Origin of the sequence: Mastigocoleus testarum BC008 (assembly GCF_001456025.1) — a bacterium.
Lineage (GTDB): Bacteria > Cyanobacteriota > Cyanobacteriia > Cyanobacteriales > Nostocaceae > Mastigocoleus > Mastigocoleus testarum.
Map to the genome: position 1 here is coordinate 13494 of NZ_LMTZ01000129.1, position 23449 is coordinate 36942.

Here is a 23449-nt window from a genome sequence, read left to right on the forward strand (position 1 = left end):
TTCAACATTTACTTTGGTATCTGGGAAAGATATTATCCAAACCTTTAAAGAAATTTTTTACTGCTTCTAAACCGTCTGGAACATAAGGGTTGTGGTTGATGTAGTCAGCTACAATAAAGTTATCAAATTTATCAATCTGACCTGTATTCAGGGCTTCTGCAAATTTGTAAGGAAGTTCTTCTGCTCGCGTAATATGAATACTCATTTGATTGAATTCTCCATTTTTAGTCATTAATTGAATGACCAACCAAATTAATTGAACAACCAACCAAAAAGACTTAAAAAAATAAGGAGTTTAATTTTTGTCTAATTGCGACTGAAACATTTGTTTAAGCACCACATATGGTTCCTCTAAATCAAAACTAGGATCGGCTAATTGTTGTAAAGCTAATCCATCAAAGCTAGCTAGTAAAACCGAGGCTAAAGCTTCTGGTTTAGCTATTTCTTGGGGAGCAATTTGATCCAATACAAATGCGATCGCATTGCGGCTTTTTGCTAACAGCGTTCCCTTTAAACATAAAAATGAGATATTGCTTGCTTGAAAGCTGTTTGTAAACTAACCTCATTCATGTATATTAAAGCACCTGATTGAGGTTCTAGATGAAAAGCTATAAAATTTCGCTTCATGAAAGAACATATGAGAAAGCAAGAAACTATTTGGAAGAATTGAAGGCTGGAAAAACTCCAGGTTCTTATCTTGCTAAGCAGTTAACTGACAGAAATATTTCCCAAGTTGTCCCTGAAGAATTTATTGAGCTAATACTTAGAACTAAAAAACCACAAATATTTGCCGAAAGTGCTGTTAGTGGTGATGGTTCGGACTGGAATCAAGAAGAACTTTCTATATTAGGGGATATCAGTATTGCTACGCCGGTGACAGTATATGACAATGGCAGACACACCGATCCAAAAGTACATCAAAATCCTTTTCAAGCAACTCTTTTATTCGTCCCCGGTGCATTATTACGAAATGGTAGAAGTAATACTCCTGCTGATTGGAAAGAAGTAACAAAAAATCAAGAAATCAATCCAGAATCTTATTATCAGCTTTACGAGAGAAGATTGCTTCCTGCATTTATGTATGCCAATGATGTAATGAAAACTCAAAGTAAAATGGGCTTGATTACGATTCCAGGTCTTGGTTGCGGTCAGTTTGCAGGAAAATTTAGAGGACAGTTAGGTACTCACCTTAAAGTTGCATTGACAAAGTTTTTAGAAAAGCATGGTACTAAACTGTCAAATATTAAAGCGGTATATTACGACCCATATCGAGAATGTAGCAACGAAAGACTTGAGATTGCAGGTATAAATCTTCTTGTCAGACCTTTAACTCAAGGAAATGAAGGTAAATCTCAACTGTGTCATCCAAAAGACTATGAAGAAGCAGGAGATGATTTTAGTACTTGTGAATTATTTAGTGTCGTAGCTTGGGATCATGTATCATGGCCGGGTAACGATTTTTATTTGGGTTCTAGGGTTACAGATGATGGAGTAAAAGCTGCAGCGACTAGTGTAATGTCAGTAATGACAGGAATTGAAGGTCATTATAATGTCGTAATTAATAAGTATAATCCACCATCTGAATACGGGTGTTGGGAAGAAACGATCGCAAGAAATGCTATTGAGTTAGAGGTTAAAAATAACTTTAGAATTTTTGCTTGAGGCTAATTTAATCCACATACCCCAAATATAAAAGAAGGAGTACTAAACCATATGTACCCAGCCCTGTTACACCAAAGCCATTACTAATAACAAGGAAGCTTTTTATCGATTCATCTGTACGGGACCAAAGTAAAATTGCGGTAGCAATTGCAAAAATAGTCGCCATAATTGCTATAGCAAATAATGTCAGTCCCAAACTTTGTGTTGAGACAACTCCAATTCGATCTAAAGCGTAAGTCAAAATTCCATTAATAGATAACCAGCAAATATTGAAAATTCCCACACCGCTAGCAATACCCATCGGTATTTGAGTTAAACGATTAAATATTCCCCAAAGCAGCAGGGTAGTGTTAAACATTATTGCTAAACCTGCTGCGATCGCAGTTCCATCTATAAACCAACCCCAAGTATCGGCTGCAAATCCATAGGGTATAACAATCTCATAGGGTATCCTAGCAAAGAAATGCCAAACTAAGTGATACACACCAAATCCACAAACAAAGCTTGCAAAGATTTTATTTACTGGACTTGGATGAAACCAGGAGAAAAACCCTACGATACCTCCCCCTACAACAAATAGGATGTTACCGAGACTCAGTAAGCGATTTTCACCTAATTCTACGAGGAAATTCATCCCCCAGTATTTTTGCTTTAATGCTTGCAACTGCTGAGAACTCAGTCCTAAATTTGTAATTTCGTAGATTTTGGAAAGTAGTGGAGCATGATTCGATCCTCTCTCCTGACAACCAATTATTTGTCCATCATAGGAAGCACGACAATTAGTCAGATCGTATTTATTTATGTTTCCTTGAATAAAGCTTATATCTAGTAAACGATCCTGAATTTTTGTTTGACACTTAAATTCTCGATCTGCTTGTGTACATTCAAATATCCGATTAGGTAAATGAATTTTAGAGTTCTCTCCAACATTTATAGATACCCCAGCAAATGGAGTATAATCGGGTACGCTTGGTGCATTAGACAGTAGTAGCGATAAAAATGCACTTATGAATACAATCCATAGACCGAGCAAAAATCTTGATAAGAATAAACCCACTTGACGCATCACTCTTGCTTCCCAAAAATATGAGCCAGTTATTTGGAGTTAATTACATTGATTTCAATTGCGAAGGCTAAGTTCCGATAATTTTGTTCAAAGAGTAAAAAGTTTAGAGATGTCCGCGAAAGAAACACGCCCTAACCTCGGCGACATAATTTCAGCAAAAGAGTTTCGTCGCTGGTATTGGCTTAAAGAAGAACTAGTGAACTACTGCAAAAGTAAAAGTATCAGTTCAAGGGGTAATAAGTTTGAGGTCGCAGACCGGATTGCTGAGTACTTAGAAACGGGTCAAGTTATTAAATCCAAATCAAAATCAAAATCAAAATCAAAATCCAAATCTACCCCTGGTAAAACTAAAGCCTCACAATTTAATTGGGCGAAAGCTCCACTCACTCTAGAAACTGTAATTACCGATAATTTAACTTTTGGAAAGAACTTTCGTGGCTTCATGACCGAACAAATTGGCAGCAAATTTGTTTGTCACAGTGATTTTATGGATTGGGTTAAAGCTAACGTTGGTAAAACCCTCGCTGATGCAGTAGAAGCCTGGTGGGAACTTGAAGCTCGTAAGAAAGATCCTAACTTCAAACGGAAAATTGCCCCGCAAAACATGCTTGCACAGTATACGCGGAATTTCTTTGCTGACAATCCCGATAAAACCCACGCCGATATGATGCGTTGTTGGAAACTCAAAAAAGCTTTACCAAATCAGGGTAAGGTGGTTTATGAAACCTCCGATCTCTTGCTCGAAGAATAAGTTAGTTCCTGCTCCCAAACCTTTTAATAGTTCCAAAGCTTTTAATACTCCAAAGCTTTTAATAAATTATGATTCCTGATGAAAATGGTGATTTATTAGCTGTTGTGAGCGATGAGATATTCAATTAAGACTTGAGAAAACTTATAGGTATATCTTAACCTAGGTATACAACTGTGCCATTACTGAACGCACATGGATTGGATTAGTTTACTCAAAGCGCAACAAGTTGATTTTCTTCGACGGATTAAAAAACCCAAAATTAATAATCTTTATTTGCTGGACTCCCAAGTAAAAGGTTGTCATGCTGAAGTAATGGAGTTAGGAAGCGAATCTCTAGCAGAATTGTGTGAGGTTGCTCGCCAACAAGCAGAAATTATTGCCAGAAATCCACCACCCATACCGCCCGATTATCCAGAGTCTCCAGATTGGGCGATACCTTTTGAAGAATATTTCCAGCAACAAGCCCAAGATTATCTTGTGCGAGAACAAATTGTTGAGCAAGTGATAAGCCAACGCCTAGGAAAATTAATTAAAAAGGTGTCCCAAGATACTTTAAAAAATATGGTGTTGGACGATGAAGGTAACTTGCTAACAGAAAGTAAATTTCCTTACTTTTTAAATGGAAATTCTTCTTATGGTGTTCAAGTTTACGTTACAGATGGAACTAGTTTTAATGGCATCAAAAAAGACAAAATTCGTTGGTCTGTTACTCAAGAAGATGTCAAAAATAGTCAGTTACTGATTTTCCTCTGTCTATTTAATCCCTTAGTAAGTAAAGTTTCCTACAACAAAAAAGTTGTAATCGCCGGATTTTTACCGACAAATCTCATTGAATTAGGGGATCCCAAGCTTTTAATAGCTCCAAGTAATTTACTATATGTTGGTGGTTTACACTGGTATTTAGAATCGCTCAAAAAACCAAAAGATATACCACCAGCACAAACGAATGATGTGGTAACTCTAGAAAATATTCAAGCTTTACCGTCAGGTCATGATTGCAAAAATATTATTGGCGATTGGGAGTGCTGGCAAACTTTAAGAGGTCATACCAGAGGGATTAATTGTTTAGTTTATATTCCACAACGTAAAAATAATGGAAATTTACCCATTTTGGCTAGTGGAAGTCGCGGAGAAGTAAAATTATGGGATTTTACTAAGGGAGAATTAATCTCCACATTATCTGAATATCCTTGGACTGTTTCTGGATTAGTTGATGAAGTTAAAACCCTTGCTTTTAATCACGACGGACAACTGTTGGTGAGTGGGGGTGCAGACTCAACCATTAAAATTTGGCATGTGGGTGCACGGGATCTCATCGATATTTTACATAAACATAATGGAATAGTACGTTGTGTAGCTTTTACCCCGGATACAAAAATGTTAGTTACCGGTGGTGACGATCGAAAAATCTTATTTTGGGATTTGGTAGATAGATTAGTTGTTGCGACTCTTTCTTTAGATGATAATGCTGCACACGCTTTAGCTATAAGTCCTGCTAGTACAATATCTCCTGAAGGAAATGGAAAAGTTTTAGTAACTGGTAGCTACCGTAAAATTAAAGTTTGGCGGATCAATTGTGAGGGGAAAGAAAATTTAGATATCCCACTTTTATATTCTTTTACTGCTCATTCTCATATTGTTACTTCCCTCACCATAAGTGCTGATGGTAAATATCTCATTAGTGGTAGTCGGGATCGAACAATTAAAATTTGGAATTTAGAAACTGCGGAATTATTACATACTCTTAAAGGACATCAAGATGGGGTGGACGCTATTGCTTTAAGTGCAGATGGAAAAATAATTGCTAGTGGAAGCGCAGATAACACTATTAAAATTTGGCATTTAGAAACCGGTCAATTATTAGCAACTTTTAGCGGTCATAGTAGCGCTGTGTCAGCATTATTGTTTACTCCTTCTGGTGACAAATTAATTAGTGGAAGTTTGGATCAGACGATTAAAATTTGGCAACGGAATTGAGGGGGATTGGTAATTGGTAATGGGTAATGGGTAATGTGCTTATGGGAATTTAATTTGCGATCTATTTTATTTAACTTTAGTCATGACCCTGTCATTAGACCATTTAATTAGACGCATCCAGAAATTAAATCGCTGGGCAACTTCTGAATAAGGTACGGTGGTTTGTGACAGTAAAAAAAACAATGGTGGACTGAATAGCTTTGGAAATCGCTTATTCATTTTGCTTGTGATTCCCATAGCAGTGTTAAATAAAAATATGAGCCATTTCGCTTTAGGTAAAAGTTGGGTATTTAAGTCAGTAATCGCGTGTCCTTCTTTTACTTGCTGTTGTGAATATTTTGGTAGTACGACATTTAAATTATCAGCTTCTTCTTGTAAGAGTTTATCTAATGCAATAACATCATTGAAAGCAGCTTGACATCCTTGACCGAGGTAAGATGACATTCCATGAGCAGCATCACCAATTAAAACTGCTTGTCCAGGAAGGTCATGATAACGATTACATTTAGTTTCAACTACAGTAGAAGGACGTTGGTTACAAAATTCCTGTGCTTGTTCGTCGCTAATTTCGATTCCTGGTAGCCATTCTTCATTAATCATCTTTTGAAGATCGCTGTATGTTTGAACTTTTGGTGGATTCCCTATTAATTGTGTTGGTTCTTGAGTCCAAAACATTAAAACGCACAAGCGATCATTAATCTCTGGAATAGCAGCACCGGAAAGACTATATTGTTTAAATCTTGATCGATCCTCACGATATATTTTTCTAAAAAGGTAACTGGTATCTACCGCTATATTTTTTGGTCTGGGAATATGAATTGTTTTCCATGCAGTATCAAAATACTTTTGCTGGAAATCAAACCCAGGTCTCTTCATAAATGCTTCTCTAACAACAGAATTTACTCCGTCACTTCCAACTAGAAGGTCGTAGGATTGAGTAATTAGACTATTGTCGTTAACTCGTAAATTAACTGTATGCTCCTTTAAATTTATATCAATGCAAGGACTATCAAAGATAATTTTTATTTGATTATTATTTCGTTTTTCTAATTCATTGAGTAGAGCAATACAAAGGTCATTACGATTGATGAGAAGACTAAAATTATCCGGTTCTTTATTTCGTAAAAAAGATTGCCATCCTTGCTTTTTTTGAGAATAAATTGCTGATTTGCGTATCTGTATTCCTTGTTGTTTAACACTTGACCATAATCCATCAATTGCTTTTAAAGCTTGTTGACCCCGTCGAGTTAAACCAACAACAAAGGCTCTTTTAGAATAATTATTTGCTCTAGAATCGCTTCTTTTTTCATAAATATAAATTTGATAATTATTTGAGCGATTCGATAGATAGTGAGCTAGTAAAAGTCCTGCTGGTCCTGCACCAATGATGACAATATTCTTAACCATTTTTACTTCAGTCAAATACTACTTAAAATACATCTGTCATTCCATGAAAAGTATTAAAAATTAAGATATTTTTAGAATCTAGTTACTTGTATTAAAAAATACGACTAATTGGGTGCTTGCTGCTAGATGCACAATTATTTCGGGACAGTTCATAGCTTAAATGGATGTTAAGCAATAATTTTAAGGGAAACATAAAAATACATTAGAATTAAAACTCACAATCTACTACTTACTTGCTTGTGTATAAAAAAGCTAGTAATCTGTCTAGGATAATTATTTGAAACGAAATAATTGTGACACTAATACAACTGTCTACTAGATAATGAAAATGCTTATAAAAAATATTCTAATTTCGTTCTGTAAGATAATTAAGTGAACTAGAGTTATCTATCTGCGGGAATGAGTTCAAAACCCGAATTTATATAGCTTACGTAATATCCACTACTTTCCTAATCTTTACGTTTCATAATGTGCGAACAGTTGAAAGTTGGAAATTATTTCCTGGACAATCAAAATAAGTGTCCATATGTATTTCAGATCGAAATTATTAGTAGCTAAACTTGCTTATAAGTGAGTTTAGCAAAAAGTATTTTACCAATGAATTCAGTGGATAGTAACGAAAAACTACCTACTGTATTGAAGACGTCTAGTAGTGACGAACTTTTACAGCGTTATGCAGTAGGAGATAGAGATTTTCCTGGAAGTAAGTTAAGTGGAGCGGATCTTAATAGTAATAATTTAAGTCGTACTGATTTAAGTAGAGCTAATTTGAAGGGTGCTCATCTCAGCCATGCTAATTTAAGTAATGCTAATTTAAGTGATGCTAATTTGATTAATGCCGAGTTGCTGGGTGTGAATCTAAATCGTGCTAACCTGAATAGCACAAAGTTGAGTGGCGCAGATTTAAGTGGTGCAGATTTGCGAGATACAATCCTGAGTGGTGCGGATCTGCGTGGCGCGAACCTCAGTTATGCAGATTTGAGTGGTGCAAGCCTTCGTCTCACAGACTTGCGTGGTGCTAATCTCTGCGGTACTAATTTAAGAAATACTAATCTTAATGATGCTTTTCTGAATTATACAAATCTTGAAAATACTTGTTTACTTGGTGCAAAGCTAAAAAGAACTGATTTTAAAGATGCAAATATCAAAAATGCAATTTTTGGTCACAATAAAGAGTTATCCGAGGATACTCAATTGCAATTGGAAATGCAGGGTATTGTCTTTGAAGATTCTGAACAGAAGATTCGACAAATCAGTTAGTATAAATAGAACAACAAGAATCCAAGATTCGAGTAAGAGTTGAGAAAGCAGAATTCAAAAAAATCATTCAAAAATAATCTATTTTGATTTACCGTTTGTACATTAAGGGTTTTGTGTTTCTGAACCACATATTTACCAACCAAATATTTACCAACCAAAATTTTAGAGACGTAGCAGTGCTACGTCTCTACATTATTGTTCTATAAGTCTTTAATGATTCAGCAATAATTCAGCGAGATTTAAACTAAAACACCTGGTAGTCGGGAGATCTCATCAGATAAATGACCACTCGCTAACCACTCTTCTAATTCATTTGGTGATTGAACTCGTTCGAGTTTTTCCCGTAGGTAAGAACCTTCAAGTATTTCTTTTTCAAGTAATTCTTGAGCAGTTTCTTCTAATAAGTCGCGGTTAATTTGCAAAATACTCAAAGCAATGTGATGAGCATTATCTACTATTTGCTTCACCTCGCGATCAATTTCTTCTGCAACTTTGGGGCTAATAGAACGCCGGGGATTACCATAACCTTCAATAAATTGCTGTTGAAGTTTTTCAAAAGCTATGGGACCGAGGTGATTACTCATTCCATACAGAGTAACGTAACGTTCTGCTAACTCAGTTACTTTTTGGATATCGTCAGAAGCACCAGTAGAAACTTTACCAAATACAATTTCTTCAGCCGAACGTCCACCTAATAATGTTGCAATCCGACCGCGAATTTCGTCTTCCAACATCAAGAAGCGATCTTCTTCTGGCATTTGAATGGTATAACCCAATGCTCCAACACCGCGGGGAACCACAGATATTTTCTCAACTCTTCCTGCTCCGGGCATTAAAGCACCGATAATAGCATGACCTACTTCGTGATAAGCTACAGTCTTCTTCTCAGTTTCATTAAGTACTCGTGATCGCTTTTCTAAACCGGCTACAACCCGTTCGATCGCTTCATTGAAATCTGCTGTGATTACAGCATCTCGATTTTGACGGGCTGCAAGTAATGCGGCTTCATTCACTAAGTTGGCTAAATCTGCACCTGCAAAACCAGGGGTACGCACAGCAACGGTAGCCAAATCCACATCATCAGCTAGTTTTACTTCCCGAGCATGAACCTTCAAAATTGCTTCGCGACCGGATTTATCGGGACGGTCCACAACTATTTGGCGGTCAAAACGACCGGGACGGCGTAATGCTTGATCTAATACTTCCGGACGGTTGGTAGCAGCGATGATAATTACACCGGTGTTAGCATCGAAACCATCCATTTCTGTCAATAACTGGTTTAAGGTTTGTTCCCGTTCGTCATTACCACCAGCAAAACCTCCGGGACCACCACGAGATTTACCAAGAGCGTCTAATTCATCAATAAAAACAATACAGGGAGATTGCTGTTTAGCTTGTTCAAACAGGTCGCGTACCCGCGCAGCACCTACACCTACAAAGAGTTCGATAAATTCAGAACCAGAAATACTGAAGAAAGGAACAGCAGCTTCACCCGCGATCGCTTTTGCTAAAAGTGTTTTACCAGTTCCCGGAGGTCCAACCAATAAGACACCTTTGGGAATTTTTGCTCCTAGACGAGTATACTTCTGAGCATTTTTGAGGAAATCAACAATCTCTTCCAGTTCGGCTTTTGCTTCATCAACTCCAGCTACATCAGGAAATTTAACGCCGGTACTACCTTCAGAATAAATCCGGGCTTTGCTTTTTCCAACAGTTAATGCAGCAGGACCACCACCTTGACGGTTGAACAAAAATGCCCAAATTCCGAAGAAAATTAATGGTGGTACAACCCAACTCAATAAAGTACCAATCCAACCATTTTGACTTGGTGGTGGTGCAGCGAATTCAACGTTACCTTCCCGGAGGATTTTGGGTAAGTCTAAATCTATTGCAACGGGAGTAGTTACAAATACTTGTTGGGTTTCGTCACTTTCGGGAATATCTGACTTGAGAGAATATTCGATTCTTTCATTTCCGACAACTGCTTTAGCAACTTCCCCCTCTTGTACTTGAGATATAAAGTCACTGTAGGGAACTTGGGGAATTCTTTGAGCGAAGAAACTGGGAACAATAAAGTTCAGCAGTAACAAGATGGTCAAAAGAATCAAAAAACTACCGCCAAACTGACGCATTTTCGGCGGTTTCATTTGTTTTTTGTTTTTATCAACAGGCATTTTCTATAGACTCTCCCGGTTAAATGAAGTCAAAAATCAAAAGTCATTGGCGCATTTGTTCCGTAGGTAGCGGCTCCATAGGTAGCGCAGCTAGAGGCTCGGCTCTAGCTATAGGTAGCGCAGCTATAAGCCTTCTCGGGTATAGTTAGTCAAAAGTGTTTAACTGCAATTAACCTCAAAATTTTTTCACTAATAAATTAGTAAAGTTAGCTACTATAGCAATTGAAAACTTGAACTTATAAAGAGGAATATAGATCGTGTTACCGAAAACTATCAGTAAAAGTAAAATTAATGCTACTGCAAGAAGAAAATACTAGCTTGTTAACAATAGTTTCCATCATTCCACCTTCTGTTTTAAAAGCGATCAAGTTTAGGATCGAGAATAATCCCAGGAATATTAGGGTAGAAATTTGTAAGTAAATCATGGTGGTGTGGGAACAGTTAGGTTGTTATTTAATCCTTTCGCCTGAGAATATTGTAGAAATTTAATGCGACTAACAACAGTAGTATCTACCACACCCTAATTAGGAAAATTGCCGTACTTTCAATCAAGAATAAGATGAAATTGATTATAAAAGTTTTTTTGCTATCGCTAGTTATTTCGCTGTTGATTAAAGATATCTTGCCGAATTTCTCCATTCCAGCAACAACAACTACAGTCTTAATTATTGTTTTATTACCCACAATAGTATTAGCGTTTACCTTGCTCTGGCGAATGCAGTTACATGAAAAAATTACTAATAACTAGTACTACATAAACCAAACTTATATGTTATGTACATTCTCTGGAATATGTTTAATTACCATTGAATATAGAGTAAAACAGTATTGTTTGTGAGTAATAAATCATACTTTGAAATATATTCTTTTTCGATCTATGCTCAAATTGCTGAGTTTAAATTGCTGAAATTAGCTAAACTCGCTCGAATATCTATCTTACTCCCAAGGAAAAATTAGAAACCGCTTTTCCAGTAAGCATTTTAGCTTAGTGAGTAAAATATTCTGATTTCATCTACTGCGAGGAGTTTAATACTTTTGCTGTGCTTAGACCCACAGTATCTAGAGTACGCTATGACTACGCTAATTGCTAGGCGTTAACACTGTACAGGCGTGATCTATTTTGTTCGCAAAGCGTGTCCGTAGGACATATGCATGACTTATGTCCTACGGACACGCCAGAGCCTGCGGCGACGGCGGAGCCTCTAGCTGCGCTACCTGCGGATCAGCTAATGACTTTTGACTTTTGACTTTTGAATTCCCCCTGTGGGACGCTCACATCAAAACCTGGGAGACTGGCGTGAATTTAGGTCAATGGATTGGCTTAATTGCCATACTTTTATCTTTATATATATTGTGGCAAATTCGAGAAGTACTTTTGCTAATGTTTGCTGCAGTTGTAATAGCTACGACTTTAAATCGACTGGCAAAATATTTGCAAAGTTTGGGACTCAAACGGGGATTCTCTGTATTTTTATCAGTAATTATCTTTTTTGCTACTATTGTTGGTTTTTTCTGGCTGATCGTACCGCCATTTGCAGATCAATTCCAAGAGTTGACTAGTAAGGTTCCCCAAGGTATTGCACGTTTTAATGCTTGGTTGGATGAGCTAGAAACTCAAATTCCCCGCCAATACAGCGATTACATACCCGATATCAATCGATTACTAGAACAAGCACAACCTTTTATCGAACGTGTTTTAGGAAGTTCTTTCGCTTTTGTTTCCGGTTCTTTGGAAGCTTTGCTTAAAGTTCTTTTAGTATTAGTGCTAACGGGGATGTTATTAGCTAGTCCCTTATCTTACCGTAAAGCCTTTATTCGTTTGTTTCCTTCCTTTTATCGCCGCAAAGTCGATGCGATTTTGAATGAATGTGAGGATTCTTTACAGGGGTGGGTATCCGGCGCATTTATTGCTATGTGTGTAGTCGGATTGATGAGCGTCATTGGTTTGTGGGCTTTGCAAGTTCCTGCAGCTTTGGCTTTGGGGATTTTAGCGGGATTTTTAAATTTAATTCCCAACTTGGGTCCGACTATGAGCGTTATTCCAGCGATGGCGATCGCATTATTAGATGCACCCTGGAAATCATTTGCTGTTTTAATTTTATATTTTGTGATTCAGCAGGTTGAAAGTAATTTTTTGACGCCAGTGGTAATGGCGCATCAGGTTTCTTTATTACCAGCGATTACTTTAATTTCTCAATTGTTTTTTGCATACTTTTTTGGTTTTTTAGGTTTATTATTAGCACTTCCCTTAACAGTTGTTGCCAAAATTTGGATGACACAGGTTTTGGTTGTAGATGTTTTGGATAAGTGGGCACATAAATCACATCCAGAAACCGAGATTGTTATAGTCGCGGATAAATCCCAGGTGGATGAGATTATTGAAAAGGCTCATGAAAAAACCCATGAAAAAACTCATGAAAAAAATAATATGTCTTCAGATAAAGATGTAAGAAATAATGATTTTCCAGAAGGAGATGATTCAGAATCGAGTAAAGAACATAAATCTTAGTACCGCTACGCGGAATTCAAAAGTCATTAGCATAGCGTGTCCGCAGGACATAATTCAAAAGCTATTTAAATACGAACAAAGTTTGGTGACCCTAACAGCAAATTCAAATGTTCTGTCAGAAATTGGTGTGTGACTACTCATGCTAAATACTGAAATTAGCGGAATCATCCTAACGTAGCAGTTCTTTAACCCCACTTTTGACTTTTGACTTATCTCCTACGGAAACATGCTTAGCCTGCGGCGTCAGCGTTAGCCTCTAGCTACGATATCGGCATTGCTGCGCTAACGGCGCAAGCTGCGTGCAATCCGCTAATGACTTTTGACTTTTAAATACTACACCTGTTGTAAATCTATCTCTTCAATTATTTCCAAAGCATAAAAAAGCGCAGCATCCGCATCGGTAAGCGTGGTACTGCCATTCTCAAGTAGACGCTTATTAACAACTTTCCAGGCATTTGGATGACTTTCCCTGAACTTTGTTAACTGATCGAAAACTGAGCGTAAGTCGGTATGCAGATCTTGTTTATTTTCCATCTCTCACCCTCCGTTGTTAGCGCGATGTGACCTTTAGCGCATCAAAGTACTGCGACAACAGGTTATTAGCTTGTGGTCGTAGAGTTCCAAGATGTTATTTTAGGGTAAACATTTTATCCTTCATCTTTATTAAAGGGTATTTTAATGCTTATCCTCAGCTTTTAATAGCGATAGTTGCATTTTTGTTTCCAAAAGTGCAAATGAATTCTAAAGTAGGGCGTGTTACGGCAAAATAAGGATTTAATGGTTGGAATAATTCAGAATTTACCGTAACGCACCATGTTAAGTTGGCGCGTTAGACCTGTTAAATTTATTATTAAAAGTCAGGTATAGTAATGGGTCTAACACACCCTACAACAATTTTTTTATTTATAAACACTTTCTCAGACTTAAATCTTTAGAACCTTAGCCACAGTTTGCACATCTTTGTCACCCCTACCAGAACAATTGATCACAATACGGGGACTACCTTCTAACTGAGGACAAAGTTTTTCTAAATAAGCAAAAGCATGAGCGGTTTCCAATGCAGGAATAATTCCTTCTAATTCGGATACCATTTGAAATGCAGCTAATGCTTCCTTATCAGTAACGCTATAGTACTCAGCACGACCAATATCTTTTAAGTAACTGTGTTCTGGTCCCACACCAGGGTAATCCAAACCTGCACTAATGGAATGGGCTTCTAATACTTGTCCATCATCATCTTGGAGCATGTAACTCATTGCTCCTTGGAATACACCAATCCGTCCTTGAGTTAGAGTTGCTGCATGTTTAGATGTTGCTACACCTTCACCTGCTGCTTCTACACCAATTAACCGCACCGATGGTTCATCAATAAACTCATGAAATAAGCCGATCGCATTAGAACCGCCACCCACACAAGCAATTAAAATATCAGGTAAACCATTCCATTTTTCAGCAGCTTGGACGCGAGTTTCTTGACCGATAATTGCATGGAAATCCCTCACCATCATGGGATAGGGATGAGCACCCGCGACAGAACCAAGAATGTAATGGGTAGTTTCTACATTAGTTACCCAGTCCCTTAGCGCTTCAGAACATGCATCTTTCAAGGTTCCACTTCCTGCTGATACCGGATTAACTTTAGCTCCCATTAAACGCATGCGAAATACATTTAGGGCTTGACGTTCCATGTCATTAATACCCATATGAATTACGCATTCCAAACCAAAACGAGCGCAAACCGTAGCGGTAGCTACTCCATGTTGACCGGCTCCGGTTTCAGCAATAATCCGTTTTTTCCCAATGCGTTTTGCTAATAGCACCTGCGCCAAAGCGTTATTAATTTTATGAGCACCAGTATGATTTAAATCTTCACGCTTTAAGTATATTTGTGCACCTGTACCATCAGATTTAGCATAATGTTGGGTCAAGCGTTCGGCAAAATATAAAGGACTGGGTCTTCCGACATAATCCCGCAATAAATCTTGTAGTTCTGCTTGAAAACTTGGATCTTGGCGATATTTTTGATAGGCTGCCTCTAGCTCGCTGAGTGCAGGCATCAAAGTTTCAGGAACGTACTTACCACCAAATTTTCCAAATCTTCCGTCGTGTTCGGGAAGTTGTTGCGTAGAGGTATTAATATCCGGAGTACTGACCACTAGTTTTATATCCTTTAGTTAATTGTTTATTGTTGAGACAGCGCGGTCTTGGGAGTTCCCCCCATGAGTGACTGCAAACCCTAAGGCTAATTGGTAATATTTGACTGTTATAGCAATCTTAAATCATTTATTTTCAGTAATATTTGAGTATTATTATTTTTAAGTTATTTATTTTGTTTTGTGTTTTGCGTTTTCCACCATTTTGCATTTTAAAATCAATTAAAATATAAATAAAATTAACTTACTTCTCAGTAAAATTACTGTTTAGCGATCATCAGTGAGATATGTGACTCTATTTAGACACATCTGTTGGCTGCAAAACGAGTGAAAGTATAAATACAGAGAAGTATCCGGACAGTAGTAGTAATAAAAGAGAATAAAATTATAGTTGTATTCACTTAAGTTGTTGGACTTATAAAAGGAGTATTCAGTTAATTTATGCCTTATCCAATTTGGTAATAACTTAATTGTCAAGACTGTTGTCAATATTCTTTTAACTTTATTTCGTACGTGTATAAATTATATATTGGAGGATTGCAGTCTCAGAAACAAAAGGAAACTATTTTATTTTCTGGGGTCTGGGAAAAACTAGCCTAAGAAAATGTAGCAAAACTAAAGACAGCCAGTTAGTTATGACTCAAGCTTGTAGCGTATCCTGTTTCTAATAAAATGGTTGGCGATCGCCAAAATTTCTGTAGATGCAATTGCGATAAGTGGGGGTAGAGAATAGATAGCAGTTACTATTGAATCCAAGATATTATTCAATCAAGGGAAGTTGATGTATAAAATTTTATGATTTTGTAAAAAGACATAAATTTACTAACCGGGTTTTACTCAAATACTTTACACAAAATTATTTGCACCGAATAACACTAAATTCACAATACTAAATTAAAAAGTAAAAACTAAAACAAATAATAATATATGAATCTCCATGATTCCCAAGAAGATGAATTAAGGCTAATAAAATTAAACCATCGACTACAAAAAGAGATTGAAACTCGTAAGTTGCTGGAACAAAAGTTGCGCACTTCGGAAGCTCAAATGCGTGCCATATTTGAGGCGATGAGTGATATTGTACTTGTGATTAGTATTGACGATGAGCTACTACGAAATGTCGAAATAATACCAACTAATAATCTTTGTTTGCATGAATATCAAACAGAATTAGTCACTCAAACAGTAGAGCAATTTTTTCAAGGAGAAAATACTAGAATATGGTTAGAAAAGGTTGTACAGTCGCTCAACACACAACAAATCGTTAACTTTGATTACAGCTTGTCTTGGGATAATGAGGAATATTGGTTTGCAGCTAGCATTTCCCCAATTTCCGATTGTCAAGTATTGTGGGTAGCAAGAGATATTAGTGAAAGACAAGCTGCACTAAGGGAACGCAAACGAGTAGAAGAAGCTTTAAAAAAATCGGAAGCACAGGAAAGACAAAAAGCGCGGGAATTAGAAAAAACTCTTTCTGAATTAAAAATCGCCCAAGCACAACTTTTACTTTCTGAAAAAATGGCTTCTCTGGGGAGTTTAGTTGCAGGTATAGCTCACGAAATCAACAATCCTACCAATTTTATCTACGGTAATATTGAACCAGCAAAAAATTATGCTGAAGATTTGCTACAGCTGATTTCCCTTTACCAGCAGCATTACCCCCAAGCGAATGGAGAAATTAGTAAAAAAATTGAAGAAATCGATTTAGATTTTATTGCTGAAGATTTCTTTGAATTGGTCAATTCAATGAATACAGGTGCAATCCGAATTCGTAGAATTGTTGAGTCGTTACGAAAATTTTCCCATTTAGATGAGGCTAACAGACAACTAGTAGATATTCATACAGAAATTGATAACACTTTATATTTATTGCAGCATCGGTTACAGCAAACATCCAGTAGTTTTCAAGTTCGTATTCTGAAGAAATATACCGAACTCCCAAAAATCGAGTGTTATCCTTCCCAACTGAATCAAGTATTTATGAATGTACTAGTTAATGCGATTGATGCATTAGAAGAAAAAAATCATAAAAAAGGAAAGTTTGCTCCAAAATTGCTTTTAAGCTCAAATATAGACGATACAGATGTGTCAGTGCAAACAAGTGTAGAAATATCCTCAATTCCTACAATTGTTATTTGCACAGAAATTATTAACTCAGCAAAAGTATGTATCCGTATAATTGATAACGGAATTGGAATGACAGAAGAGGTCAAAAAGTGTATATTCGACCCTTTCTTCAGTACAAAATTAGTTGGGAAGGGTACTGGTATGGGTTTATCGGTTAGCTATCAAATTGTTGTAGAAAATCATCACGGACAATTGCAGTGTGTATCCACTCGGGGAGAAGGTACTGAGTTTATTATCACTATTCCGATTGGACAACAACTATAAGTCAGTAAGTACAGTAATTATTTTATTTATCTATTTATTTACTAATAAGGAAAAATAGGGCATTTAAAACCCTTAATCACTGACGGTATTTACCCTTAATCACCAAAACCCAGTCACAATTGCAACTGGGCTTAAGGCGGAGATAAAAAGGAAGTGGGATAGTCCCCATCTGTTACATATAGAACTTCAATATAGAAGGCTAGGAGTTAATTGGATATTTATTACTACTGCCAAAACTAAGTAGATTCCGGAATATTTGATATTTTTTTTGCATTGTATATTTTGTGTAGTTATATAGCTGAAATTCAAACATAAACGCATATTTAGCCTTATTAATTTACTTCTTGACTAGTTTATGGTGATTGAGCACTGCATTACTCCAATCCACTCCCAATATTTCAAGATTACATTTAAGTCAGCTGTCAGTGGTGTAATACTAAGTCTGGGTTAATTACCTCTTTTTAGAATGAGAGAGGGAAGTGTGGGAGGTGTGGGAAGTGTGGGGGGAAATCCCAAAAAATATAAAGGGGGTTTTAAAAATCGGATTTGGTGTAAGTACTATATAAATTTTGTGTAAGTCTTATTTTTTGCAATTTTACGATTTTTTGGTCCGTGCCCTTGATGTTATAACATGTCGGCTCTGCGCTATATTAAATATAGTAAAAATAATTTATTAATCATGTAGTAATGTGATAATGCTTTCAAAACTAATCATGAAAAGGCAATGATGCTTTTATAAACTTGGGAGTAGTTCGAATTGATGGCAAATTTCTATTAATCAAAGTGCCGATCATCAAATCATCTATTAATTAAGTCACTGATGATAAGCAATACAGTTCTTGGCTCCCATAGTTCCGCTCAATTTCCATTATTCGGAAGTATGAGAACTTGGTGATGTTTGGAAGCATGAGAACTTGGCGAATTTGAAACTCAAACTTATATGAAAAAATAACAGTAATTATTTCGTAAGAAAAAATATTTTACAAAAAAATCTCAAAGAAATATACATATCAAGAAACTATCTAATGAATGCTGCGATAAGTCTAGAAAACGTCTATAAAACTTACAATAATCGCTCTGTAGTTAAAGATTTATCATTTACTATCGAAAAAGGAGAAATTTTTGGATTACTTGGTCCCAATGGTGCGGGAAAATCTACTACCATTAGGATGCTCACCACACTTACAAAACCATCCCAAGGACAAATTGAAATTTCTGGTTATGATGTGTTGCGTGACTCGATGTTAGTCAAGCAGAGTATTGGAGTTGTATTACAATCCCTTAGCGTCGATGGAGATTTAAGCGTATGGGAAAATATGGAATTTCAAGGACGTTTGCATCATATTCCCAACCCAAAACGACAACGCTTAATTAATCAATGGTTAGAATATGTAGAACTTGGAAGTAGAAGAAATGATTTGGTTAAAACTCTTTCTGGTGGAATGAAGCGACGTTTACAAATTGCGAGAGCTTTATTACATCAACCACAAATATTATTTTTGGATGAACCTACTGTAGGTTTAGACCCTCAAACTAGACGGCGTTTATGGGAAATCATTCAAGGTCTGAATCAACAAGGAATGACAATACTACTGACTACTCATTATATGGATGAAGTAGAATATTTATGTGGAGCCTTTGGCGTCCGCACAGCCGGGGACAATCGGAAACCTGGGCGAATAGGAATAATGGACAGTGGTAAGTTGATTACTTTGGGGACTTTGCAAGAATTGCGTTCTGAAAGTGGTGAGGGTCTACTGGTGAAGCAAGTTGGGGAGCATTGGGAATATTTATTTTTCCCCACCTTGCGAGAAGCGAGTAACTATTTGAACCAACAAGAAGATAAGACTGGAATGATGGTACGTCCTTCAAATTTAGAAGATATTTTCGTCGAATTAACCGGACGCCAATTAGATTAATGTTATTTAGATTAATGTCACTGGGATTAATATCATCAAGATTAATGTTACTTAAAACAATGTAATTTAGATCGATATCATTTGAATTAATGTCACTTGGACCGTTATCTGCTAGATAGATTTTTATGCTCCACCTAGTTCTCTGAGCATAGAATCTACTCGACTGACACCCTCCCATTTTTTCTGGGTTTCGTAAAGACTGAGAGATTTTTTTAATTCCATTATTGCCTCTCTAGAACGACCTTGTTTCATTAACATCGCTCCTTTTAATTCATGAGCTTTAGCATTTCTGGGGTCAATTTTCATTGCTTGCTCGAAAGCCCACCTAGCATTTTTAAACTCTCTGAGGTTCAATAGAACCGCAGCTAACCCCAGGTAAGCATTAACATTATTGCGGTTTAATTGGATTGCCTTACGGTAGGCTGTTTTAGCTTTATTGTTATCACCCATATTACCGCTGACATAAGCCAGGGCATAATGATAATCGCTATTATTGGGACTAAGAGCAACAGCACGACGATACGCTGCTAAAGCTGCAGAAAAATTCCCTTGTTGTGCATATAAGTAGCCTATACCAGAGAAGATACTACCGTTCTTCGGTTCTAATGTTGCAGCTTGTTGATAAACAGATATTGCACCATTGTAATCACGCGCATTTACCAAACGACGTCCTTCATTAAGTAATTGTCTAACTTGGGAAGTACTCCGTGCTTGAGCCACTAAGACTTCTGCGCGAGCAACTGAGGGAATTGTTATCCCAATACTTCCTATAACGAGAATACTTAGCCAAAATGATTTTCGATTATACACAGTAATTTACCTGATTCTTATTGCAACTTTTTTCACGAATTCCGTAGTGGCATGTACATTAAAACAAAATTATTCGTTTTTGAAAACTCTATGCGATTACTTTTACAAAAGATTTATGAAGCATCAATATCCTCACTGATACTCACTTGGTAAATAAAAAAGACTTCCAAGTAAAAAAATTAATTCTCAGAATTCAAATAACCTAAATGCTAACGCTCCTCAGACTACATTTATAGCATATCTAAGATCTAAACCTAAAAAGATAAAATACTATACGATTTAACTGGGAAAACTTTTTATTTTTCAAAGAAGTAAATAGCCAAATAATTTCTAAATGCAAATCCATAAATTAGTCTCTTATTTACTTAGAAGGTAAACCAATGATTTTAAGTACAACTGATGTCATTCAAGGAAAAATTGTCCAGTCATATTTAGGAATAGTAACAGCAGAAGTCGTCTATGGAAGTAATTTTCTTCGTGATTTCTTCGCAGGTATTCGCGATGTTATTGGGGGACGTACAGGTAGTTATGAAAAGCTATTTCAAGAAGGTCAACAAAAAGCATTAGACGAATTAAAAGAAAGGGGAAGACGTTTAGGAGCAGATGCAGTTATAGGTATTGAAATAGATACGGGAACCATAAATGTAGATCAGTCGGGGGTTTTGATGTTAATTACTGCCACAGGAACTGCAGTGAAAATTTCTCAATAAACAGTTAACAATTGTTTCTGGATAAATTTATAAACGGGGGTATCTCACTTTCTTATGGTTGTGGACATCATAAAAATATGTCCACAATACACACCTCAAATTTGATTCATCAGAGATAATAGATATTATCATAATCAAAGGCTTTTGTATCTAATATATTCCTATATTAAAAAACTTCAATCTGTACTCTAACTCGACCGGATTATTTTTTTATTTAATTGCTATATATTCATATTTATCTTTCCTGAGGCAATAAATAAACAAATATCAACTTAATTGGTTATTATTTAATCGCTTAAATTTATTAGCCATTATATTTAAAGTGAATATTCTTATTTTGATATCAATAATCTTTGAAGTCGACTCTATTTAATCATTTATCTCTATAGCAATATTATGAATCCTTCAGTTGTGATGCTATAAAAATATAGGTAGCAATAAATACCTGATTTTGTTTGAGCAGTATTTTATTTAATTAAAGTTACCCATAAAAAACTTGGGATTTATTGGAATTTAATGTTCTAAATGTAAAAGTTTAAAGTTAAGAACGGCTAAATATCATCATCCAATGCAGATTATCTCTCTATATTTGTCGTTTTGAGCAATGGTACATGCACTGCGGGAGGAGTGTTACTTGAAACTGATTAGATCATTAATAGATGACGTTTGCGATCGCATGAAGGTTCCACGAAGAAAAATTAAAGAGTAATTGCTATTTTGATGAAGTGAAAGTAAAGGGTCGGAAATCAGGAGTCAGGAGTCAGGAGTCAGAAGTCAGGAGTCAGGAGTCAGGAATTAGGAGTCAGGAGTCAGAAGTCAGGAGTCAGGAGCCAAGAATGAGGAATTATCTGCTTATTCCTAGATTATGTTTCCTTATTATCTGTTATGGCACTAGATAATAAGGTTAGGATGTTGGCGAATGCTGAAAGCTATGACCAAATCATTACTATTAGAGTATTTTTTTGATGCGTGTAACAAAAATACTGATCCGGAGTTATTGCTTGAAAAGAATGTCCGGATAAGTAAAATATATTGTTAAAGTGCAGATAGACTTATATCTATAGATAAAAATTATGGTTTAAATAGTATTTTGTAATTGTTGATGTACTATTTTTTCATGAGCAATCAAACCCCCCCGATCGCCCAATCAAAATAATCAAATAATATATTGTCAAACCTGTGAATAGTTAGAACTAGAAGTAGTTACCACTTCAAATAAGCAGCTTCACTTCCTTGTTCTTGACGAATTTTGCTATCTTTCTCGAACCAAGCAATTATCTGTGGTGTGGTTAAATCTTTGATTTCTACACCGTATTCTTCTGCGATATGAGTTAAGACTTTCAAAGATGATATTGTCAGTCGAGTTAAAAATTTTTCTGGTGAAGTAAGCAAAGCTGCGTCAACTTTAGCTGACTCTTCCAAACTTAAAAACTGCGTTGATGGTTGTTGCGGTGGTACATTCATAAATTTCCTTGCAAACTCATTCCTGGGAGGCTTAACAATATGGTAAATAACAGTATTTCTTAGATTGGCAAAACAGTCAAACTAAGTACGGATGGATAACTATGGATATTTTTGAAGTTTTTGAAGTTTTAAAGCTTTGGGAGTTTTTAAGGCTTTTGGAATTAATGTAAAAAACTTAATTTGAAAAAGTAAATCTTTAAATCGTTAATTCTTATCTTTTGTTAGCCCTTGTCTTTTTACAAGATTATTTTTGTTTTGCTTGTACTAAATAACCACAACGATGCTCGCCACCGTTTATCATCCAATGGGTTCTTTCTACCGTACAATCTGGTAAAGCTGCAGCAAACATTTCTAATTCATGTCCGCAGACGCTGGGGAAAGACTCCGCTACATTGGAAATAGCACAATTGTGTTCGACGATCATAAAGCGATCGCTTAATTTAGTTTGAGATTTTTTCTTTCCAGGTTTTGTACTTTCAGGTTTGGTACTTTCGGATTTTTTACTGTCAGACTTTATATTCCCAGAATTATTATTTTTCCCATTGTCACCTAATGTTACACCGTTTGTTTCAATCGGATGATATTCTGCCATGTAACCTTCGGCTTTTCTCAACTCTACTAAGGTTGCTACCCGCTTAGAAAGGGGAGCATTCCCTAAAGATTTGCGATATTCTTCAGCTTTACGTTCCCATTGCTTTTTTAAAATTGTGCTGACTTGGTCCTTCCCCACTGTTTGAGCAATTGTGTCAAGCAAAGAAACAGCAAATTGGCCATAGCCATCACCAGAATTCTGGGGACTTGCGACCCAATTTAAGTAATTCTTACCCTCAGAGCTAAGTTGATAAACATGCTGTGGACGTCCCATCCCTGCTTGGACGGACGATGAATACAAGATCAGTTTTTCTGCGTCCAAATCTTTCAAGTGACGACGAACCGCTTGGGGACTAATTTTCAAAGCGGTAGCTAACTCTAAAGCTGTCGCTTGGACGTGCTTTAAGAGATACTCTAAAATTTCTTGTTTGGTTGAGGACTGTTGGTGTTGGGTGCTCGCCATCTTCGTCCTAGAGAATCAAAAAAAAGACTATTTGAAAAAAAAATGACTTAAACAACAACTTTGTTGTTAATCTATCTTAGAATGAAGATACCTTAAACAACAAACTTGTTGTTTTAATATCTATGATTATTGTAACAGCAGT

19 protein-coding genes are annotated in these 23449 nt (G+C 36.3%); 9 read left to right on the forward strand and 10 right to left on the reverse strand.

What is annotated here, in order from left to right; genetic code table 11:
• Nucleotide 1 precedes the first annotated feature (1 nt).
• Together BC008_RS33465 and BC008_RS49880 are read right to left on the reverse strand one after the other, a co-directional pair.
• Nucleotides 2-205, reverse strand: a complete 204-nt coding sequence (locus tag BC008_RS33465; RefSeq protein WP_153009685.1) for a hypothetical protein — start codon at nucleotides 203-205, stop codon at nucleotides 2-4.
• A 90-nt stretch (nucleotides 206-295) separates the two neighbouring features.
• A complete protein-coding gene (locus BC008_RS49880; RefSeq protein WP_161938179.1) occupies nucleotides 296-466 on the reverse strand; it encodes a hypothetical protein in 171 nt (56 codons plus the stop codon).
• A 134-nt stretch (nucleotides 467-600) separates the two neighbouring features.
• Here BC008_RS49880 and BC008_RS33470 point away from each other — a divergent pair, with 134 nt between their 5' ends.
• A complete protein-coding gene (locus BC008_RS33470; protein ID WP_027844025.1) occupies nucleotides 601-1662 on the forward strand; it encodes a hypothetical protein in 1062 nt (353 codons plus the stop codon).
• A 7-nt stretch (nucleotides 1663-1669) separates the two neighbouring features.
• Here the strand turns inward: BC008_RS33470 and BC008_RS33475 are convergent, their stop codons facing one another.
• Nucleotides 1670-2731: a hypothetical protein gene (locus BC008_RS33475; protein ID WP_153009686.1), complete on the reverse strand. Its 1062-nt coding sequence runs from the start codon at nucleotides 2729-2731 to the stop codon at nucleotides 1670-1672.
• Nucleotides 2732-2837: 106 nt separating this feature from the next.
• Between BC008_RS33475 and BC008_RS33480 the strand changes: the two genes are divergently transcribed.
• Nucleotides 2838-3479: a DUF6434 domain-containing protein gene (locus BC008_RS33480; protein ID WP_058184133.1), complete on the forward strand. Its 642-nt coding sequence runs from the start codon at nucleotides 2838-2840 to the stop codon at nucleotides 3477-3479.
• Nucleotides 3480-3671: 192 nt separating this feature from the next.
• Nucleotides 3672-5456, forward strand: a complete 1785-nt coding sequence (locus BC008_RS33485) for a WD40 repeat domain-containing protein (RefSeq protein WP_027844023.1) — start codon at nucleotides 3672-3674, stop codon at nucleotides 5454-5456.
• 66 nt (nucleotides 5457-5522) lie between these two features.
• On the opposite strand, the gene BC008_RS33490 is transcribed toward BC008_RS33485, so the two are convergent.
• Nucleotides 5523-6863, reverse strand: coding sequence for an FAD-dependent oxidoreductase (locus tag BC008_RS33490; RefSeq protein ID WP_027845048.1), 1341 nt, complete (start codon nucleotides 6861-6863; stop codon nucleotides 5523-5525).
• Nucleotides 6864-7460: 597 nt separating this feature from the next.
• On the opposite strand from BC008_RS33490, the gene BC008_RS52270 reads away from it, so the two are divergent.
• Nucleotides 7461-8123, forward strand: coding sequence for a pentapeptide repeat-containing protein (locus BC008_RS52270; protein ID WP_153009687.1), 663 nt, complete (start codon nucleotides 7461-7463; stop codon nucleotides 8121-8123).
• 239 nt (nucleotides 8124-8362) lie between these two features.
• On the opposite strand, the gene ftsH is transcribed toward BC008_RS52270, so the two are convergent.
• Entirely contained in the window at nucleotides 8363-10297 is a 1935-nt protein-coding gene (gene ftsH / locus BC008_RS33500) for an ATP-dependent zinc metalloprotease FtsH (protein ID WP_027845049.1), read from the reverse strand.
• A gap of 1297 nt (nucleotides 10298-11594) precedes the next feature.
• On the opposite strand from ftsH, the gene BC008_RS33505 reads away from it, so the two are divergent.
• Nucleotides 11595-12806 carry an AI-2E family transporter gene (locus tag BC008_RS33505; RefSeq protein WP_082650671.1) on the forward strand — a complete coding sequence of 404 codons (1212 nt, stop codon included), beginning with the start codon at nucleotides 11595-11597 and terminating at the stop codon, nucleotides 12804-12806.
• A gap of 333 nt (nucleotides 12807-13139) precedes the next feature.
• Here BC008_RS33505 and BC008_RS33510 read toward each other — a convergent pair whose 3' ends face one another.
• Together BC008_RS33510 and trpB are read right to left on the reverse strand one after the other, a co-directional pair.
• Nucleotides 13140-13340, reverse strand: coding sequence for a hypothetical protein (locus BC008_RS33510; RefSeq protein ID WP_027845050.1), 201 nt, complete (start codon nucleotides 13338-13340; stop codon nucleotides 13140-13142).
• Nucleotides 13341-13729: 389 nt separating this feature from the next.
• Nucleotides 13730-14962, reverse strand: a complete 1233-nt coding sequence (gene trpB, locus BC008_RS33515) for a tryptophan synthase subunit beta (RefSeq protein WP_027845051.1) — start codon at nucleotides 14960-14962, stop codon at nucleotides 13730-13732.
• Between the two features lie 924 nt (nucleotides 14963-15886).
• Here trpB and BC008_RS33520 point away from each other — a divergent pair.
• Together BC008_RS33520 and BC008_RS33525 are read left to right on the forward strand one after the other, a co-directional pair.
• On the forward strand, nucleotides 15887-17350 hold the full coding sequence (locus tag BC008_RS33520) for a PAS domain-containing sensor histidine kinase (protein WP_058184135.1): 1464 nt from the start codon (nucleotides 15887-15889) through the stop codon (nucleotides 17348-17350).
• 1025 nt (nucleotides 17351-18375) lie between these two features.
• On the forward strand, nucleotides 18376-19269 hold the full coding sequence (locus BC008_RS33525) for an ABC transporter ATP-binding protein (RefSeq protein WP_027846706.1): 894 nt from the start codon (nucleotides 18376-18378) through the stop codon (nucleotides 19267-19269).
• A gap of 123 nt (nucleotides 19270-19392) precedes the next feature.
• Here BC008_RS33525 and BC008_RS33530 read toward each other — a convergent pair whose 3' ends face one another.
• A complete protein-coding gene (locus BC008_RS33530; protein WP_201026192.1) occupies nucleotides 19393-20079 on the reverse strand; it encodes a tetratricopeptide repeat protein in 687 nt (228 codons plus the stop codon).
• A 380-nt stretch (nucleotides 20080-20459) separates the two neighbouring features.
• On the opposite strand from BC008_RS33530, the gene BC008_RS33535 reads away from it, so the two are divergent.
• Together BC008_RS33535 and BC008_RS49885 are read left to right on the forward strand one after the other, a co-directional pair.
• Nucleotides 20460-20789, forward strand: coding sequence for a YbjQ family protein (locus tag BC008_RS33535; RefSeq protein WP_027846708.1), 330 nt, complete (start codon nucleotides 20460-20462; stop codon nucleotides 20787-20789).
• Between the two features lie 725 nt (nucleotides 20790-21514).
• Nucleotides 21515-21688 carry a hypothetical protein gene (locus BC008_RS49885; RefSeq protein WP_161938180.1) on the forward strand — a complete coding sequence of 58 codons (174 nt, stop codon included), beginning with the start codon at nucleotides 21515-21517 and terminating at the stop codon, nucleotides 21686-21688.
• A gap of 304 nt (nucleotides 21689-21992) precedes the next feature.
• Here the strand turns inward: BC008_RS49885 and BC008_RS33540 are convergent, their stop codons facing one another.
• Both BC008_RS33540 and sufR read right to left on the reverse strand, forming a co-directional pair.
• On the reverse strand, nucleotides 21993-22253 hold the full coding sequence (locus BC008_RS33540) for a hypothetical protein (RefSeq protein WP_027843137.1): 261 nt from the start codon (nucleotides 22251-22253) through the stop codon (nucleotides 21993-21995).
• A 244-nt stretch (nucleotides 22254-22497) separates the two neighbouring features.
• Entirely contained in the window at nucleotides 22498-23307 is an 810-nt protein-coding gene (gene sufR, locus BC008_RS51780) for an iron-sulfur cluster biosynthesis transcriptional regulator SufR (RefSeq protein ID WP_027843138.1), read from the reverse strand.
• Between the last annotated feature and the right edge of the window lie 142 nt (nucleotides 23308-23449).

What these genes read in the sequence shown, in the direction of transcription:
- BC008_RS33485 (WP_027844023.1), top strand. Translation starts at nt 3,672, where the DNA reads ATGGATTGGATTAGTTTACTCAAAGCGCAACAAGTTGATTTTCTTCGA.
- BC008_RS33535 (WP_027846708.1), top strand. Translation starts at nt 20,460, where the DNA reads ATGATTTTAAGTACAACTGATGTCATTCAAGGAAAAATTGTCCAGTCA.
- BC008_RS33540 (WP_027843137.1), bottom strand. Translation starts at nt 22,253, where the DNA reads ATGAATGTACCACCGCAACAACCATCAACGCAGTTTTTAAGTTTGGAA.
- BC008_RS33490 (WP_027845048.1), bottom strand. Translation starts at nt 6,863, where the DNA reads ATGGTTAAGAATATTGTCATCATTGGTGCAGGACCAGCAGGACTTTTA.
- ftsH (WP_027845049.1), bottom strand. Translation starts at nt 10,297, where the DNA reads ATGCCTGTTGATAAAAACAAAAAACAAATGAAACCGCCGAAAATGCGT.
- sufR (WP_027843138.1), bottom strand. Translation starts at nt 23,307, where the DNA reads ATGGCGAGCACCCAACACCAACAGTCCTCAACCAAACAAGAAATTTTA.
- BC008_RS33525 (WP_027846706.1), top strand. Translation starts at nt 18,376, where the DNA reads ATGAATGCTGCGATAAGTCTAGAAAACGTCTATAAAACTTACAATAAT.
- BC008_RS33470 (WP_027844025.1), top strand. Translation starts at nt 601, where the DNA reads ATGAAAAGCTATAAAATTTCGCTTCATGAAAGAACATATGAGAAAGCA.
- BC008_RS33520 (WP_058184135.1), top strand. Translation starts at nt 15,887, where the DNA reads ATGAATCTCCATGATTCCCAAGAAGATGAATTAAGGCTAATAAAATTA.
- BC008_RS33480 (WP_058184133.1), top strand. Translation starts at nt 2,838, where the DNA reads ATGTCCGCGAAAGAAACACGCCCTAACCTCGGCGACATAATTTCAGCA.
- BC008_RS33465 (WP_153009685.1), bottom strand. Translation starts at nt 205, where the DNA reads ATGAGTATTCATATTACGCGAGCAGAAGAACTTCCTTACAAATTTGCA.
- BC008_RS33510 (WP_027845050.1), bottom strand. Translation starts at nt 13,340, where the DNA reads ATGGAAAATAAACAAGATCTGCATACCGACTTACGCTCAGTTTTCGAT.
- BC008_RS52270 (WP_153009687.1), top strand. Translation starts at nt 7,461, where the DNA reads ATGAATTCAGTGGATAGTAACGAAAAACTACCTACTGTATTGAAGACG.